Source organism: Streptomyces mirabilis, assembly GCF_018310535.1.
GTDB lineage: Bacteria > Actinomycetota > Actinomycetes > Streptomycetales > Streptomycetaceae > Streptomyces.
In genome coordinates, this window is record NZ_CP074102.1 from 3,282,925 (window position 1) to 3,298,565 (window position 15,641).

Annotated in this window: 18 protein-coding genes; 4 read left to right on the top strand and 14 right to left on the bottom strand. The window is 70.8% G+C overall.

What is annotated here, in order from left to right; genetic code table 11:
* Positions 1 to 8: 8 nt before the first annotated feature.
* Positions 9 to 671: a tRNA (adenosine(37)-N6)-threonylcarbamoyltransferase complex dimerization subunit type 1 TsaB gene (gene tsaB, locus SMIR_RS14335; protein WP_101400148.1), complete on the bottom strand. Its 663-nt coding sequence runs from the start codon at positions 669 to 671 to the stop codon at positions 9 to 11.
* Positions 672 to 793: 122 nt separating this feature from the next.
* Here tsaB and SMIR_RS14340 point away from each other — a divergent pair, with 122 nt between their 5' ends.
* The gene (locus tag SMIR_RS14340; RefSeq protein ID WP_168494686.1) at positions 794 to 1,348 is read left to right on the top strand and encodes a hypothetical protein; all 555 of its coding nucleotides are present in this window, start codon (positions 794 to 796) and stop codon (positions 1,346 to 1,348) included.
* 118 nt (positions 1,349 to 1,466) lie between these two features.
* Here the strand turns inward: SMIR_RS14340 and SMIR_RS14345 are convergent, their stop codons facing one another.
* The 12 genes from SMIR_RS14345 to SMIR_RS14400 form a co-directional block, all read right to left on the bottom strand.
* On the bottom strand, positions 1,467 to 1,640 hold the full coding sequence (locus SMIR_RS14345) for a hypothetical protein (protein WP_212727087.1): 174 nt from the start codon (positions 1,638 to 1,640) through the stop codon (positions 1,467 to 1,469).
* Between the two features lie 151 nt (positions 1,641 to 1,791).
* Complete coding sequence (gene tsaE, locus SMIR_RS14350) at positions 1,792 to 2,325, bottom strand: tRNA (adenosine(37)-N6)-threonylcarbamoyltransferase complex ATPase subunit type 1 TsaE (RefSeq protein WP_095853078.1); 534 nt, start codon at positions 2,323 to 2,325, stop codon at positions 1,792 to 1,794.
* Positions 2,291 to 3,529, bottom strand: coding sequence for an alpha/beta fold hydrolase (locus SMIR_RS14355; RefSeq protein WP_168494684.1), 1,239 nt, complete (start codon positions 3,527 to 3,529; stop codon positions 2,291 to 2,293). Before SMIR_RS14355 ends, tsaE begins: the two co-directional genes overlap by 35 nt.
* Positions 3,530 to 3,666: 137 nt before the next feature.
* Positions 3,667 to 4,821 (bottom strand): alanine racemase, encoded by a 1,155-nt coding sequence (alr, locus tag SMIR_RS14360; protein WP_168494682.1) that lies wholly within the window; start codon positions 4,819 to 4,821, stop codon positions 3,667 to 3,669.
* Positions 4,822 to 4,867: 46 nt separating this feature from the next.
* The gene (locus SMIR_RS14365; protein WP_212727088.1) at positions 4,868 to 5,746 is read right to left on the bottom strand and encodes a L,D-transpeptidase family protein; all 879 of its coding nucleotides are present in this window, start codon (positions 5,744 to 5,746) and stop codon (positions 4,868 to 4,870) included.
* Positions 5,747 to 5,909: 163 nt separating this feature from the next.
* Positions 5,910 to 7,349 (bottom strand): NAD(P)H-hydrate dehydratase, encoded by a 1,440-nt coding sequence (locus SMIR_RS14370; RefSeq protein WP_168494679.1) that lies wholly within the window; start codon positions 7,347 to 7,349, stop codon positions 5,910 to 5,912.
* A gap of 74 nt (positions 7,350 to 7,423) precedes the next feature.
* Positions 7,424 to 7,795 (bottom strand): holo-ACP synthase, encoded by a 372-nt coding sequence (locus SMIR_RS14375; RefSeq protein WP_060895278.1) that lies wholly within the window; start codon positions 7,793 to 7,795, stop codon positions 7,424 to 7,426.
* A 64-nt stretch (positions 7,796 to 7,859) separates the two neighbouring features.
* A complete protein-coding gene (locus SMIR_RS14380; protein WP_168494678.1) occupies positions 7,860 to 9,113 on the bottom strand; it encodes a CU044_5270 family protein in 1,254 nt (417 codons plus the stop codon).
* The gene (locus SMIR_RS14385) at positions 9,110 to 9,769 is read right to left on the bottom strand and encodes an RNA polymerase sigma factor (RefSeq protein WP_168494677.1); all 660 of its coding nucleotides are present in this window, start codon (positions 9,767 to 9,769) and stop codon (positions 9,110 to 9,112) included. The genes SMIR_RS14380 and SMIR_RS14385 overlap by 4 nt, the downstream gene beginning before the upstream one ends.
* Positions 9,770 to 9,980: 211 nt before the next feature.
* Positions 9,981 to 10,472, bottom strand: coding sequence for a peptidylprolyl isomerase (locus SMIR_RS14390; protein WP_168494676.1), 492 nt, complete (start codon positions 10,470 to 10,472; stop codon positions 9,981 to 9,983).
* A 158-nt stretch (positions 10,473 to 10,630) separates the two neighbouring features.
* A complete protein-coding gene (locus SMIR_RS14395) occupies positions 10,631 to 10,828 on the bottom strand; it encodes a hypothetical protein (protein WP_168494675.1) in 198 nt (65 codons plus the stop codon).
* An 82-nt stretch (positions 10,829 to 10,910) separates the two neighbouring features.
* A complete protein-coding gene (locus SMIR_RS14400; RefSeq protein ID WP_212727089.1) occupies positions 10,911 to 11,324 on the bottom strand; it encodes an ATP-binding protein in 414 nt (137 codons plus the stop codon).
* Positions 11,325 to 11,534: 210 nt separating this feature from the next.
* Between SMIR_RS14400 and SMIR_RS14405 the strand changes: the two genes are divergently transcribed.
* Together SMIR_RS14405 and SMIR_RS14410 are read left to right on the top strand one after the other, a co-directional pair.
* A complete protein-coding gene (locus tag SMIR_RS14405) occupies positions 11,535 to 12,386 on the top strand; it encodes a helix-turn-helix domain-containing protein (protein WP_212727090.1) in 852 nt (283 codons plus the stop codon).
* 8 nt (positions 12,387 to 12,394) lie between these two features.
* Positions 12,395 to 12,616, top strand: a complete 222-nt coding sequence (locus tag SMIR_RS14410) for a DUF397 domain-containing protein (protein ID WP_212728358.1) — start codon at positions 12,395 to 12,397, stop codon at positions 12,614 to 12,616.
* On the opposite strand, the gene glmS is transcribed toward SMIR_RS14410, so the two are convergent.
* Positions 12,577 to 14,424 (bottom strand): glutamine--fructose-6-phosphate transaminase (isomerizing), encoded by a 1,848-nt coding sequence (gene glmS / locus SMIR_RS14415; RefSeq protein WP_168494666.1) that lies wholly within the window; start codon positions 14,422 to 14,424, stop codon positions 12,577 to 12,579. The genes SMIR_RS14410 and glmS overlap by 40 nt on opposite strands.
* 210 nt (positions 14,425 to 14,634) lie before the next feature.
* Here glmS and coaA point away from each other — a divergent pair, with 210 nt between their 5' ends.
* Positions 14,635 to 15,603, top strand: coding sequence for a type I pantothenate kinase (gene coaA / locus SMIR_RS14420; RefSeq protein WP_168494664.1), 969 nt, complete (start codon positions 14,635 to 14,637; stop codon positions 15,601 to 15,603).
* The last annotated feature ends 38 nt before the right edge of the window (positions 15,604 to 15,641 follow it).

Consider the following 15,641-nt stretch of genomic DNA (forward strand, 5'->3'; position numbering starts at 1 on the left):
CTCGGCGGTCACTTCGGGGTGACCACCTTGTAGTTCTTGGGCACCTGGGCGTCCGGGCGGCGCAGGTAGAGCGGCCGGGGCGCCACGAGCTCCTCGCCCGCGGCGAGTTTCTCCGCAGCCAGGGACGCGAGCGCACCAGCCGAGACATTCTCGGGCGCACGGGCGTCCGGGAAGGTGTCGGGATAGAGCAGCGCACCCGCGCCCACGGCGGGCAGACCGGCAACCGTCTCGGCGATGTCGGCGGGCCGGTCGACGGCGGGCTCGGAGGCACGCGTACGGGGGTCGTCGTACAGCGCCCAGTACACCTCCTTGCGCCGGGCGTCCGTCGCGACGACGAACGGCCCCTCGACGCCGGTGCCGTCGGCGGCGTACGCGAGCCCGTCGAGGGTGCACAGGCCGTGCACGGGCACGCCGAGCACGAGGCCGAAGGTGTCGGCGGTCATGAGGCCGACACGCAGCCCCGTGTACGGGCCGGGGCCTACGCCCACGACGATGCCGGTGACGGCGTCCAGCTTGAGGCCTGCCTCGGCGAGCACCCGGTCGACGGCCGGCAGCAGCAGCTCTCCGTGCCGGCGCGCGTCCACCTGGCTCGACGAGGCGATGACGGACGTGCCGTCGTGCAGGGCGACGGTCACGGCGGGGGTGGCGGTATCCAGAGCGAGCAAGAGCACGCAAACAGCCTACGGCGCCCGAGCGCGACGCACGGCCGCCCCGGTCTGCGTGGTGGCGGCTGCTACCGTCACCACAAAGGACGTAATGGACACGAACGCGGTACGAGAGGCGGGTACACAAGGTGGCTAGGAGCAGCTCGGGATTCGTGGCCGGGCTCACCGCGGCGGCTGTCGCAGTGGTCGGCTTCCTCGCCTACCAGGCGTCCGCGAACGTGCCCGACACCCTGAGCAAGCCCCTCGCGGGCGCGACCCCCAAGGTCCCCACCACGAAGGCGCCCCGGGACAAGAAGAACCCGGTGGCGCTGCCGACCCTCTCCGGCAGGGGTGAGCGGGTCGTCTACTCGGTCGACGACGACCGCGTGTGGCTGGTCGCAGCGAACAACAGGACCGAGCGCACCTTCAAGGTCACCCCCGGCACGGTGGACCCCGCGGTCGGCAGCTACGCCGTCACCTCCCGCTCCAAGGCCGTCACCGGATCGGACGGCGCCCAGATCGAGCACGTCGTCCGCTTCGCCCTCGTGGACGGCGTGACGATCGGCTTCAGCTCCGCCACAGACGGCTCCACGGGTTCCCCCGACTCCACCAAGAAACTCGGCGGCATCCGGGAGTCCCGCAAGGACGGCACCGCGATGTGGAACTTCGCGACGATCGGCGTGAAGGTGGTCGTCATCCGCTAGTCGGCGGACCTGTACTCATCAGCGGACCTGCGCAGGAGCGCCCCGAAAGGGGCGCGGGGAACTGCGCGACAAGCCCCCACCGGGCCCGCGGCCGAAGAACCGTCCTCCAGCGAAGCGCTCACGCCGCCTTGCGGGGCCGCTCAGCCGCACGCGGCGCCTCCGGCATGGGCGCCCGGGGCGGCCTGGACACCGCGTCGGCGGCCGCACACGACGCCAACAGATCCCGCATCGACACCCCACCGCACGGCTGCGGCACCGGCCGCACCGGCACGTCACGTTCCGAAGCCGACATGGACGCCTCCTGGGGATTCGGGGGCAAGCGTGGTTAGGTAGACCTAACTACGGACTGAGGTCCATGTGACCACGGCCGAGACGCCGAACGCAACATCTTGCCGACGACTTGTCGGAACCTTCACGTCCCCCGGAACCCTCACCCAGGGTGATCAGGCCGCGAGCACGCTCAGATCGGTCGTCGCCCAGCGCTCCCCGAGCCCGGTGAGCGTGACGTGCCGTACCTCGTCCGTGGTGTCGCCGACGGCCCGGTGGATGACGACGTCGAGCCGGTCGTCGGTCAGCTCCTCGACCTTGCCCTCGCCCCACTCCACGACGATCACCGAGTCGGAGAGCGACACGTCGAGGTCGAGGTCCTCCATCTCGTCGAGGCCACCGCCCAGCCGGTACGCGTCCACGTGCACGAGCGGGGGACCGTCACCCAGGGAGGGATGCACACGGGCGATGACGAACGTCGGCGAGGTGACCGCGCCCCGTACGCCGAGCCCCTCGCCGAGCCCGCGCGTCAGCGTCGTCTTGCCCGCGCCGAGCTCCCCGTTCAGCATCACGAGATCACCCGCGCGCAGCAGCTTGGCCAGGTGAAGGCCCAACTCCCGCATCTGCTCGGGCGAGTTGACGGTGATCCGGACGTTCACGCCCTCGGCGGCGGGCTCAGCCGGGTTGTGCGCTGCTGCTGGTGCTTCCATAGCCACCCACGGTAGCCCCTGCCGGGACGGCGCCCGCACGCATCAGGAGGTCGGCGAGACGGTCTATGACCACCTCGGGGTGCTCCAGCATGACCAGGTGCCCGGCGTCCGGGACGAGCACCAGTTCGGCGTCCGGCAGCAGATCCGCGATCGCCTCGCTGTGCTCACTCGGTGTCACCATGTCGCCGACCCCGGCCAGCACCAGCACCGGCAGTTCGGCGAAGTACGCGAGCGCCTCGGTCTTGTCGTGCTCGGTGAACGCCGGGTAGAACTCCGCGACGACGTCGATCGGAGTGCCCTCGATCATTCGTTCGGCGAACCGCACGATGGCCGGGTCGACGTCCCGGGACGCGAACGAGTACCGCTTGATGATCCCCGCGAACAGGTCGGCCGTGGCCCGCCGCCCCCGCTCCACCAGGGCGGCCTGCTGACCGAGCGCCTTCAGCACACCGGGCAGCACCCGCCGCACCGCGTTGACGCCCGCGACGGGCAGCCCGAAGTTGACCTCGCCGAGCCGCCCCGACGACGTACCGACGAGCGCGACGGCGACGACCCGCTCGCGGACGAGGTCCGGGTACTGGTCGGCCAGCGCCATGACGGTCATCCCGCCCATGGAGTGCCCCACCAGCACGATCGGCCCCTCGGGCACGGCCGCGTCGATGACGGCCTTCAGGTCCTGGCCCAGCTGGTCGATGGAGACGGGTGTGCCGTCCTGCGTCTGCGCGACCCCGCGCCCGGAGCGGCCGTGACTGCGCTGGTCCCAGTGCACCGTGCGCACCACACCGCGCAGCGCGGCCCGCTGGAAGTGCCAGGAGTCCTGGTTGAGGCAGTACCCGTGGCTGAAGACGACGGTGACGGGGGCCGGAGCCTTGCGCCCGAAGAGCCGCCGCCGGCGCGGGGTGAAGGTGACGTCCTGCTCGATGTCGTCCACCTCGTAGTACAGCTCGGTGCCGTCGTCGGCGTACGCCTTGCCGGGCGTGCCGCGCAGCGAGCCGTACGGGCCCGTCGAGTCGAGCGCGAGGCGGGCCTTGCTGCGCATGCCGCGGCCCACCGTGAGCCGCTCTATGGCGACTCCGGCGGCGGCGCCCGCGGCGACCACGCCTATGGCGACGCCGGCGATGCCGGCCTTGCGCCAGTTCCCGGCGGCGGAGGCGACGGCCGCCGCGGCGACGTCCGCGACGGCCTCCGCGCTGCTCTCGCTCACGTACCGCTCCTCTTCGCCGGGGTGTCGTTCACTTCAGAAGGTGGTGCTGGGGGTGGTGCCGGAGGTACCACTGATGGTGCAACTATGTCCTGTTGCCCTGTTGTCCTGCACGGGGCACCCCCTGTACTCCTTGCGGGTTACCCGCCTTGTTCCTTATTCACGTATACGCGCGGCACTCGGGTTCCGATCCGGGTGACGATTTCGTACGCGATCGTGCCCGCGGCCCGCGCCCAGTCCTCGGCGGTCGGCTCGCCCCGGTCGCCCGGACCGAACAGGATCGCCTCCGAACCGGGCACCGGCTCGTCCCCGCCCAGGTCGACCACGAACTGGTCCATCGCGACCCGCCCCGCGACCGTCCGCCACTTGCCGCCCACCAGCACCGGCCCGGTGCCGGAGGCGTGGCGCGGAACTCCGTCCGCGTACCCGACGGGGACGAGGCCGAGGGTGGTGGCACCCGGGGTGACGTAGTGATGCCCGTAACTGACCCCGTGGCCCCCCGGTACGTGCTTCACCAGCGCGAGGGACGCGCTCAGCGTCATCACCGGGCGCAGCCCGAAGTCGGCCGGGGTGCCGATCTCGGGGCTGGGCGAGATGCCGTAGAGCGCGATCCCCGTCCGTACGAGGTCGAAGTGGCTCTCGGGGAGGGTGAGCGTGGCCGGCGAGTTGGCGATGTGCCGCACCTCGGGGCGCACGCCCCGCTCCTCGGCGTACGTCACCATCGCGCGGAAAAGGTTCAGTTGGGCCTGGACGGAGGGATGCCCGGGTTCGTCGGCGCAGGCGAAGTGCGACCACAGACCGGTGATGTCGATCAGCCCGCGTTCCTCGGCACGCAACGCCTCGCTCACGAGTTCGGGCCAGTCGCCGGGCTGGCAGCCGGAGCGCCCGAGCCCGGTGTCCGCCTTGAGCTGGACCCGGGCGGGCATCCCGGCCGCCTCGGCGGCGGCGGTGACCTCCCGCAGGGCCCACATCCCGCTCACCGACACGTCGAGGTCGGCCTCGACGGCCTCCCGCCACGGCCCGCCCGGCGTCCACAGCCAGCACATGATCCGGCTGTCGGTCAGGCCCGCCGCGCGCAGGGCGAGGGCCTCCTCGGGGGTGGCGGTGCCGAGCCAGGTGGCGCCCGCCTCCAGCGCCGCGCGGGCGCACGGGACCGCGCCGTGGCCGTACGCGTCGGACTTGACCACGGCCATCAAGGCCGCGGACGGCGCGTGGGCGCGCAGGGTCCGCACGTTGGCCCGCAGGGCGGCCAGGTCGATCTCTGCGCGGGCGCGCAGGGGTGCTGTGTCGTTCATCGCGCCCCCAGTGTCTCAGAGGGGCCCGAGGGCCCCGGGAGGACGGTCAGGTACCGGCCCTGCGGCCCCACACGTACACGTGGTCGCCCGTCTTGGTGACGTTCCACAGGGAGCGGGCGTCGGCGAGGCGCAGATTGACACAGCCGTACGAGCCGTTCGGGTCGTAGATGCTGCCGTAGATGGCGTGGAAGGCCTCTCCGCCGCTGAAGAACTGGCTGTACGGCATCGGGCTGTTGTACAGCGTCGACCAGTGGTTCTTGTGCTTCCAGTAGACCTTGAACCAGCCGGTCCTGGTCCGGTACCCGGCCCGCCCGCTGCGCATCGGCACCGGTCCCCACAGCACCTTCTTCCCCTTCTGCACCCAGGTGAGCTGCCTGGTCAGGTCCACACACGCGACGCGGTACGACCGCACGGGACACTTCCCGGCCGCGTTCGGCTTCTTCTTCGCGGACATCAGCTGCATCCGCGCCCAGGTGACGGGGCCGGCAAAGCCGGTGTTCGGCTTGATCCCCTCCTTCGTCTGGAACGCCCGGATGGCGGCGCAGTCCCTCGCCGACTGCTTCCCGTCGACCTTCAGCTTCAGCCACCGCTCGACCTGCCGCTGGTACGGCCCGGTCAGCATGCTGCACGTCACGGACTTGCCCGCGGCGGCCTCGCGGAGGGGGACGTACTCGATGAGCGCGTCCGTCGCCGCGGGGGCGTCCCTCGGCTCGACGGCCTGCTCCTGCGCGCTCGGTGTGTACACCTTGGGCGGCAGCATCTGGTCCGGCGTGTCCACCTGCCACGGCTGATACGGCCCCGGCGCCACGCCGGGCACCAGCTCGCTCCCCGGCCCGGGCGCCGGGGGCCCGGCCTTCGCCGCCGCACCCTCCACCGGCATCACCACCAGCAGCGCGAGGAGCACCCCCACGCTCCCGGATCTCATTCGTCTGCTCATCATCATGCGACCAGCGATACGCAACCCCGGGGCGAGCGGGGGTGAGCCGCGCGGACGGGGTCCCCCGTAATGGGCAACGCAGCGCCCCCGTAAGGGGCGCGAGGAACTGCGCGCCCAGCCCCCACCCACCCGCGGACAAAGAACGGCAGGGTCAGCGGAGCGCGTCGCGGACGTCCCGCCAGGCCTCCGGAATCGCCGCCGCGACATCATGCGCCCCCAAGGGCGCCCCGTCCGCCGCGAGCCTCCCCGCCAGCCCATGCAGATACGCGCCCACACTCCCCGCGTCCAACGCCGACAGCCCCGCCGCGAGCAACGACCCCGCAAGCCCCGACAGCACGTCCCCGCTCCCGGCCGTGGCCAGCCACGCCGTCCCCGTCGGATTCACCCGCACCGCACCGCCCGCCGGGTCGGCGACCAGCGTCGTCGACCCCTTCAGCAGCACGGTCGCTCCGTACCGAAGCGCCAACTCCCGCGCCGACGCCAGCCGAGCCCCCTCCACCGACTCCCGCGAAACCCCGAGCAACGCCGCCGCCTCCCCGGCATGCGGAGTCATCAGCGTGGGCGCGGTGCGGGCCCGTACGGCGGACCGGTCCGCGAGCCGCAGCCCGTCCGCGTCCACCAGCACCGGCACGTCCGCCCCGAGCACCTGCGCCACCGCCGACGCGTCGTCCCCGATCCCGGGCCCCACCACCCACGCCTGGACGCGCCCGGCCCGCTCGGGCCCCTGGTCGGACACGAGCGTCTCGGGAAAGCGGGAGATCACGGCATCCGCCGCCGGCCCGACGTACCGCACCGCCCCCGCCCCACCCCGCAACGCCCCGGACACGGCGAGCACGGCGGCCCCGGGATACCGCGCGGACCCGGCCGCGATCCCGAGGACCCCGCGCCGGTACTTGTCGCTCTCGGCCCCGGGCACCGGCAGCCGCGCCGCCACGTCCACGTGCTGAAGGGCCTCAAGTTCGGCCTCCTCGGGCAGTTCGAGCCCGATGTCGACGAGGCGTACGGAACCGGCGTACTCACGCCCCGGGTCGATCAGCAGTCCGGGCTTGTGCGTCCCGAAGGTCACCGTCAGATCGGCGCGGACGGCGGTGCCCCGGACCTCTCCCGTGTCGGCCTCGATCCCGCTCGGCAGGTCCACGGCGACCACGGCCGCCCGGGAGTCCGCGGCGTACTCGGCCAGCGGCACCGCCTCGGACCGCAGCCCTCCCTTGCCCCCGATGCCGACGATCCCGTCCACGACGAGGTCGGCCCGCAGGATCAACTCCTCGGCGGCGCCGGACCCGGCCACCGTGCCCCCGGCCCGCCGCAGCGCGGCCAGGCCCGCGCCGTGCGTCCGTTCGGGCGCGAGCAGCACGGCGGTGACCCCCGCCCCCCGCCGCGCCAGCCGGGCCCCGGCGTACAGGGCGTCGCCCCCGTTGTCCCCGCTGCCCACGAGCAGCACGACCCGGCCGGCGTACACCCGTCCCAACAAGTCCGCGCAGGCAGCGGCCAGTCCGGCCGCGGCGCGCTGCATCAGCGCACCCTCCGGAAGCCGCGCCATCAACTCACGCTCTGCCGCCCTGACCGTCTCCACGCTGTACGCAGTACGCATGGGTCGAGTCTCCCGTACGCGGGCTCACCGCGCCGCTCCGGCCGACGGAAAAACCGCCCTCCCCGGACCTACCCCTACCCCTCCGCCACCACCACCGCCGAGGCCACCCCCGCGTCATGGCTCAGCGACACGTGCCACGAGCGGACGCCCAGTTCGGCCGCGCGCGCCGCCACCGTCCCCGTCACCCGCAGCCGCGGCCGGCCGCTGTCCTCGACGTAGACCTCCGCGTCCGTCCAGTGCATGCCCGCCGGAGCGCCCAACGCCTTGGCGACCGCCTCCTTCGCCGCGAAGCGCGCGGCCAGGGACGCGATGCCGCGGCGCTCCCCGTTCGGCAGGTGCAACTCCTGATCCAGGAAGAGCCGATGGGCCAGCCCCGGCGTACGCTCCAGCGCCGCCAGGAACCGGTCGATCTCGGCCACGTCGATACCGACCCCGATGATGCTCATGTCCAGCACCCTATGGGCCGGACGGCCGCCGACGTGCCGACCTCTCGGCGTTGGTTGCGCGAGCTCAGCGCTCGGCGTTCTTCGGCACGGTGATCTGGTGCTCCCCCCAGCTCATCCGCGTCGTCGCCTCGTAGTTCACCGTCGTCCCCGCGTCGAGACCCGCTTCCCGGGCCCTGGCCGACGGTTCGACCAGCACGCTCTGCTCGCAGAGCATCGCGCCGGTGGACGGGTCCACGACCAGCCGCTGCTGCACGCTCCCCAGCGGGGTCCGCGCCGTGCCAGGGAACGCGACACCGACGCCCTCACGCCCCAGTGGATCGGTGACACGCCCCAGCCCCCGGACGCCGGGCAGGTCCGCGATCACCCGATACGCGGCCGCCCGTACGGCGGGCTTCACCGGCATCGTGATGAGGTCGGCCGCCTGACGCAGCACATAGGCCGTGTGACCGCCGCTGGTCTCGGCACCGCTGCCGTCCTCCCCGTACAGCTTCTCCAACTGACGGCGCAACTCCCCACTGTTGGAGGGAAGTTCGCGCAGATCCTGGTACGAGACGTTCCGCGGGCCGAGGGCGTAGATCTTGTCGTCGGCGTCGGTCCGCATGACCATCGGCCGCCCGGTTCCGATCCTGTACCCGAGCGTTCCCGATCCGGCCGCTGTCGAGACCTCGGCCTGCACGGTGGCGGGCGAGCCCGCGGCCCGCCAGCGTGCCTTGTCCGCCTCGGTGCGGGGCGCGGTCACGTCGTCCAGACCGGAGACCATCAGGCTCCGGGTTCCCGGACGCACACCCACCGACCACTCCCCGGTCGACGTGGTGCGCACGGCGAAGAGCTGCCCCTTCGCACCGACGACGTTCACGTCCTGCGAGCGCGTGGTGGTCTGCCAGTACGTTCCCTCGGCGGCCGGTGTCTCCGCCTTCTTCGCCACGCTGAGCAGTTCGAGGCGGCCGTCGACCTGGACGTCGGCGCGACCGTCCGACGCCGCCGAAGCCGACCCCGGCGTGGCGGCGGAGGACTGCGGGTGGGCGCTCGCGCGCACGCCTGAAGGATCCTGCCGGTCGAGCGTGCTCACGACCACCACGGACGCCGCGACGGCTGCGACAGCCACGACGGTCCCGAGCGGCCGGATCCCGACCCAGAGGCGCCGTGGTTCCTGGGAGCGTGCCGCGCGACCGTCCGTCGCTCCGGCCAGGATGCGTGCCAGGTCGTCGTGCTGCCGCGGGGAGTCGGCCAGCCGGGCCGGGTCGAGTTCGTCGGGCCGGGCGTCCGCGAGCACCGTCATGGCGTCGGGCCGCCCGGACCGTGCGTGGGTGTTCTTCATGTGAGTGCTCCTTTGCGATCGGTGCTGCGGTGCGGGGCCCGAGGCGGTGGCACTTGCGCGGCCGGCGCGTGTGCGGGTGACGCTTGTGCGGGCGGCACCCGTGCAGGGGGCGCTTGTGCGGGCGGTACTTGTGTGGGGGCTACGGACGCCGTCTCCGCCGGGGACACCGCCTCCAGGGCTTTCTCCAGACGGCGGCGGGCCCGGTGCAGCCGGACGGTCAGCGTCGCGATGGTGCAGCCCAGGACCCGTGCCGCCTGCTTGGGGCTCAGCCCGTGCCAGGCGATCAGAGTCAGCAGCTCCCGGTCGGCGTCGGACAGACTCGCCAGGGCCTGCAACGCGGCTTCCCGGTCGGTCACGTCCGCCGCGACGTCACCGACGTCGCTCCGGGCACCGCTGCTGATGCGCTGCGCCTCCTGGGCGGCGACGGCGTACTGGTGGCTGTCCCGGCGGCGCAGTTCGCGCACCAGGTTGCGGGCCACTCCCAGCAGCCAGGGCAGTGCGGGTTGCGGCATGTCCCGCACGCGCCGCCAGGCGACGGTGAACGTCTCGCTCGTGATGTCCTCGCCTACCTGTCGACCCACCAGACTCGTGGCATAGGCGAGGACGCGCGGATAGCACTCCTCGTAGACATCCCTGAAGCGTTGGGCATGTGTCACACGCCATCCCCTCATATCGGCTCTCTCACCAAGCAATGCGTGTGACGGCCCACTTCTTACAGGGCGAGCCGAAATTCATCCGGTGTGGTCCGCGTCACGCCGAGGAGAGGCGAGGGTCGAGGGTGCCCGATACCGAACGAGCGGGAACGGCCGCAGCCGTTCCCGCTCGATCTCTGTGCTGTACGGCCGGACGAGTCCTGGCCTGGATCTCTCAGACGGTGCCGGAGTCCGCGATGACGATCTTCTTGGACGTGGAGCCGGAACGGCTGCCGAGCTTCTCGACGGCCCTGACGACGTCCATGCCCTCGACGACCTCACCGAAGACGACGTGCTTGCCGTCGAGCCAGTCGGTGACGATCGTGGTGATGAAGAACTGCGAGCCGTTGGTGTTCGGGCCGGCGTTGGCCATGCTCAGCAGACCCGGCTTGGTGTGCTTGAGCTTGAAGTTCTCGTCCGGGAACTTCGTACCGAAGATGCTCTTGCCGCCGGTGCCGTTCTCGTTGGTGAAGTCACCGCCCTGCAGCATGAAGTCCGGGATGACACGGTGGAACGGCGAGCCCTTGTAGCCGAACCCGTTCTGGCCGGTGGCCAGTTCACGGAAGTTGCGGGCCGTCTCCGGGACCACGTCGTCGTACAGCTTGAACTCGATCCGGCCGAGCGACTCCCCGTCCGCGGACACCTCGAAGAAGACGTTCTGTCCCATGGCACTGCTCCTCTTGTATTCGAAAGGTCGTGTCCGAGAATAAGAGGGCACCGGCCCACGGGTCGCAGCGGGAACCCCCACAGCGGGACAAACGGCCTAACGCCACCCTCGGAACGAGCCTCCTCGCCGGCGCCAGGGCCTGTCCGACGGGTCAGGCCCTAGTCGCCGTCGCTGCTGGACTGATTCACGCTCCGTCGCCCGTTGCTCTTCACGGCGGCGCGCACCAGCTGCCCCACGACGAGCGTCACCGCCGCCACGCCCCGGACCCAGCGGGGCCCGCCGCGCGAGGCCCACACCACACACACGCTCCCACCGATGACAAGCACCAGGAGACCGGCCAGCACCAGAACGCCCATGTTCCCCACCCTGCATTCGCATATCCGTACGGTGCGGGTGATCCTCTCAGGAGGGAGGGCCCCACGGGACGCCCGCCCGAAACTAGGCCGCCGCCAACTCGCACCACACGTACTTGCCTCGCTGCCCGTTCCTGGCCAGCGGCTGCCAGCCCCACAGATCGGCACAGGCCCGCACGAGGGCGAGGCCGCGCCCCTCCTCCGCCTCGGCGACCCGGTCCCACGGCAGGGACGGCTCCGGCGGCTGCGGGTCCGCGTCCCAGGCGCCGATGCGCAGGACCCCGGCCCGCCACTGCACCCGTAGCGCCGCTTGGCCCTTCGTATGCCGTACGGCGTTGGAGAGGAGCTCGGCCGCGACCAGCTCCGCGACGTCGGCGAGACGGATCAGGCCGTGCAGGGTGAGGATCAGGCGAACGGTACGGCGACTGACGGTGACGGCACGGAGGTCGTGGGGGATGTACATCATGTACTCCCAGGGCTCGGCGACGGTTTCGGGCATGGGTGAACTCCGTTCGGGTGGTGGGGGGTTGGAGATACGCGGCGGTGGCGGGCGGTGGCATTGACGCAGCCGTCATGGCAGGACGGAGCGGTGCGCTTCCGGTGCCCCGGGGTTTCGCAGCGTGTGCGTCGCGTCACCGACGGTAGGGCTAACCTGTCATCCCAGGCAAGCCGATCGCGTAATCTGACCCCGGACGAGGAGGAGCAATCGATGGTCCTGAGGCGCGAACCAACGGCACGTCAGATGCGCCTGGGCGTCGAGTTGCGCAGACTCCGCGAGGCGGCAGGGCTCACCGCTGTCGAGGCGGCGGCGCTGCTCGGGACCGGTCGCGTCCAGATCAGCCACATCGAATCCGGGCTCACGGGCGTGAGCGAGCAACGACTCCGCCGTCTGGCGTCCCACTACGCCTGTACGGACGAGGAGTTCATCGACGCGCTGGTCGCGATGGCCGCGGACCGGACACGCGGCTGGTGGGAGGAATACCGGGGTCTGCTGCCCACGTCATTCCTGGACCTGTCCGAGCTGGAGCACCACGCCACGTTCCTGCGGGAGGTGCAGTTCCTGTACATTCCCGGCCCGCTCCAGACCGAGGACTACGCCCGCGCCGTCTTCTCCGACAGGATCCCTGAACTCCCTGACGAAGAACTTGAGTTGCGTGTCCTGCATCGGATGCAACGCAGGGTGATCCTCGAAGACCTCAACCCCACCTCGTACGAAGCGCTCATCCACGAGGCGGCGCTACACATCCGGGTCAGCGACCGCGCTGCCTCACGTGCCCAGCTCGCCCACCTTGTCGAACTCTGCGAAGCGGACCACATCACCGTACGTGTCATCCCGTTCGACCTGGACGGCTTCGGCGGGACCTGGACCCCCATGATGTTCGCGGGTGGTGCCGTACCCAAGCTCGACACCGCCGTCCGCGACGCACCTCATGGCACAGCGTTCATCGATTCCGAGGCTCAACTCGGCGTCCTTCGAAAGCTCTTCCGTAAAATGGAGGCCGTGTCACTCGACCCCGCCCGTTCGCGTGACGTCATCTACAGGCTGACCAAGGAACTGTGAGGCGCATGGTGACCACCCCCGACAACTGGCGGAAGTCGTCCTACTCCGGCGGCGGTGACGGAAACTCCTGCGTCGAGATCGCTAACCGCCGCACCCACATAGCCGTCCGCGACACAAAGGCCCCGGCCGACCGCACCCTCACCTTCCCGGCCGGAGCCTTCACCCCCTTCATCGAAGCCCTGAAGACAACTCACTCCACCGTCACCGACTTCGCCAGGTTCCGCGGCTGATCCACCTCGTTGCCCCGCGCCGTCGCCAGTTCACACGCGAACACCTGCAACGGCACCGTCGCGACGAGCGGCTGAAGCAACGTCGGCGTAGCCGGAATCCGGATCAGGTGATCGGCGTAAGGGACCACCGCCTCGTCCCCCTCCTCCGCGATCACGATCGTCCGCGCACCCCTCGCCCGGATCTCCTGGATGTTGGACACGATCTTGTCGTACAGAACCGAGCGCCCGCGCGGCGACGGCACGACGACCACGACCGGCAGATCGTCCTCGATCAACGCGATCGGCCCGTGCTTCAGCTCACCCGCCGCGAAGCCCTCGGCGTGCATGTAGGCGAGCTCCTTGAGCTTGAGGGCGCCTTCCAGGGCGACCGGATAGCCGACGTGCCGCCCTAGGAACAGCACGGTTTTCTTGTCGGCGAGCGATCGTGCGAGCTCCCGTACCGGCTCCATGGTCTCCAGGACCCGTTCCACCTCGCCGGAGATCTGGGAAAGGTCACGGATGACGGCCTGGATCTCGTCGCCCCACTTGGTGCCACGCACCTGGCCCAGGTACAGCGCAACGAGATAGCAGGCGACCAGCTGCGTCAGGAACGCTTTCGTGGACGCGACCGCAACCTCCGGACCCGCGTGCGTGTACAGCACCGCATCCGACTCGCGCGGGATCGTCGAACCGTTCGTGTTGCAGATCGCCAGCACCTTGGAGCCCTGCTCACGGGCGTGCCGCAGCGCCATCAGCGTGTCCATGGTCTCGCCGGACTGGGAGATGGCGATCACCAGCGACCGCGTACCGAGAATCGGATCCCGGTACCGGAACTCGCTCGCGAGCTCCACCTCGCACGGGATCCGCGTCCAGTGCTCGATGGCGTACTTGGCGATCAGCCCGGCATGGAAGGCGGTCCCGCAGGCCACGATGACGACCTTGTCGACCTCGCGCAGCTCGTGAACCGGGATCCGCACCTCGTCGAGCGTCAGTGAACCGGCCGCGTCGATCCGGCCCAGGAGCGTATCGGCGACCGCCTTGGGCTGCTCGGCGATCTCCTTGAGCATGAAGTAGTCATACCCCCCCTTTTCCGCGGCCGACGCGTCCCAGTCGATGTGATAGGAGCGCACGTCCGCCGGACGGCCGTCGAAACCGGTCACCGTCACGCCGTCCCGGCGCAGCTCCACCACCTGGTCCTGCCCCAGCTCGATCGCCGACCGCGTGTGGGCGATGAACGCGGCGACATCCGAGGCGAGAAAGGCCTCGCCCTCCCCAACGCCCACCACGAGCGGCGAGTTCCGCCGCGCCCCCACCACCACGTCCGGATCGTCCGCGTGCACCGCGACCAGCGTGAACGCGCCCTCCAGACGGCGGCACACCAGCCGCATCGCCTCCGCGAGGTCGTCGCACGCCGAGAACTCCTCGGCGATCAGGTGTGCGACCACCTCGGTGTCGGTCTCGGAGGCCAGCTCGTGCCCGCGCTCGGCCAACTCGGCACGCAGCAGCGCGAAGTTCTCGATGATCCCGTTGTGCACGACGGCGACGCGCCCCGCGTTGTCGAGATGCGGATGGGCGTTCGCGTCCGTGGGCCCCCCGTGCGTGGCCCAGCGCGTGTGCCCGATCCCCGTCGACCCGGTCGGCAGCGGCCGGCCGACCAGCTCCTTCTCCAGGTTGACCAGCTTCCCGGCCTTCTTCGCGGCGGCGAGCCCCCCGTCCGCCAGCACGGCGACGCCCGCCGAGTCGTACCCCCGGTACTCCAGCCGCTTCAGCCCGGCCATCACCACATCAAGCGCCGACTGCGACCCCACGTATCCCACGATTCCGCACATGCGCCGCAGCCTAAGCGCCAACGGCCGCCCGAACCCGGCACTCCGTGCCCGAATTCGGAAATTCCAGCCACCTTTCGGTGGGTCCCCCGACCCCCTGGACGCCCTTGGACGCTCCAGAGTGACCCCGAGTAGCCAACTACGTGACCCACCCCACCCCCCACCCGGTCCACACTCCCGTAACAATGGACTGTGATCTCTCCGGTCTCCCCGATGCCCCGGAGCGCCCACCGGCACAGGCCGGAGGCGACTCCCTACGTCGACCTCACCCGAGCCGAGTGGAGCGTGCTGCGCGAAAAGACGCCGCTGCCACTGACCGCCGAGGAGGTCGAGAAGCTGCGCGGTCTGGGCGATGTCATCGACCTCGACGAGGTGCGGGACATCTATCTGCCGCTGTCCAGACTGCTCAATCTGTACGTCGGCGCCACGGACGGGCTCAGAGGAGCGCTGAACACCTTCCTCGGTGAGAAGGGCTCCCAGTCCGGCACCCCGTTCGTCATAGGGGTGGCCGGGTCGGTCGCCGTCGGCAAGTCCACCGTCGCGCGCCTTCTGCAGGCCCTGCTCTCCCGTTGGCCCGAACACCCACGCGTCGAACTGGTGACCACGGACGGCTTCCTGCTCCCCACCAAGGAGCTGGAGGCGCGCGGCCTGATGTCGAGGAAAGGTTTCCCCGAGTCGTACGACCGTCGCGCCCTCACCCGGTTCGTCGCCGACATCAAGGCGGGGAAGGACGAGGTCACGGCCCCCGTCTACTCCCACCTGATCTACGACATCGTCCCCGATCAGCGGCTCACCGTCCGCCGCCCGGACATCCTCATCGTCGAGGGCCTGAACGTCCTGCAGCCCGCCCTCCCCGGCAAGGACGGCCGCACCCGCGTCGGCCTCGCCGACTACTTCGACTTCAGCGTGTACGTCGACGCCCGCGCCGAGGACATCGAGCGCTGGTACCTCAACCGGTTCAAGAAGCTCCGCCAGACCGCCTTCCAGAAACCCGACTCCTACTTCCGCAGGTACACACAGGTCTCCGAAGAGGAGGCGCTCGACTACGCCCGCACGACCTGGCGCACCATCAACAAGCCCAACCTGCTGGAGAACGTGGCCCCCACCCGCGGCCGCGCCACCCTCGTCGTGCGCAAGGGCCCGGACCACAAGGTGCAGCGCCTGAGCCTGCGCAAGCTGTAGTCGCGAGGCCCCCGACGCCGGCTGCCATCGCCCGCCGT

Excerpts from the sequence above, each read along its gene's own strand:
- SMIR_RS14390 (WP_168494676.1), bottom strand. The coding sequence starts at position 10,472 with ATGGGACAGAACGTCTTCTTCGAGGTGTCCGCGGACGGGGAGTCGCTC.
- SMIR_RS14405 (WP_212727090.1), top strand. The coding sequence starts at position 11,535 with ATGGTCCTGAGGCGCGAACCAACGGCACGTCAGATGCGCCTGGGCGTC.
- SMIR_RS14400 (WP_212727089.1), bottom strand. The coding sequence starts at position 11,324 with ATGCCCGAAACCGTCGCCGAGCCCTGGGAGTACATGATGTACATCCCC.
- alr (WP_168494682.1), bottom strand. The coding sequence starts at position 4,821 with ATGAACGACACAGCACCCCTGCGCGCCCGCGCAGAGATCGACCTGGCC.
- tsaE (WP_095853078.1), bottom strand. The coding sequence starts at position 2,325 with ATGGAAGCACCAGCAGCAGCGCACAACCCGGCTGAGCCCGCCGCCGAG.
- SMIR_RS14345 (WP_212727087.1), bottom strand. The coding sequence starts at position 1,640 with ATGTCGGCTTCGGAACGTGACGTGCCGGTGCGGCCGGTGCCGCAGCCG.
- SMIR_RS14365 (WP_212727088.1), bottom strand. The coding sequence starts at position 5,746 with ATGAGATCCGGGAGCGTGGGGGTGCTCCTCGCGCTGCTGGTGGTGATG.
- SMIR_RS14380 (WP_168494678.1), bottom strand. The coding sequence starts at position 9,113 with ATGAAGAACACCCACGCACGGTCCGGGCGGCCCGACGCCATGACGGTG.
- SMIR_RS14375 (WP_060895278.1), bottom strand. The coding sequence starts at position 7,795 with ATGAGCATCATCGGGGTCGGTATCGACGTGGCCGAGATCGACCGGTTC.
- SMIR_RS14370 (WP_168494679.1), bottom strand. The coding sequence starts at position 7,349 with ATGCGTACTGCGTACAGCGTGGAGACGGTCAGGGCGGCAGAGCGTGAG.
- glmS (WP_168494666.1), bottom strand. The coding sequence starts at position 14,424 with ATGTGCGGAATCGTGGGATACGTGGGGTCGCAGTCGGCGCTTGATGTG.
- coaA (WP_168494664.1), top strand. The coding sequence starts at position 14,635 with ATGCCCCGGAGCGCCCACCGGCACAGGCCGGAGGCGACTCCCTACGTC.
- SMIR_RS14395 (WP_168494675.1), bottom strand. The coding sequence starts at position 10,828 with ATGGGCGTTCTGGTGCTGGCCGGTCTCCTGGTGCTTGTCATCGGTGGG.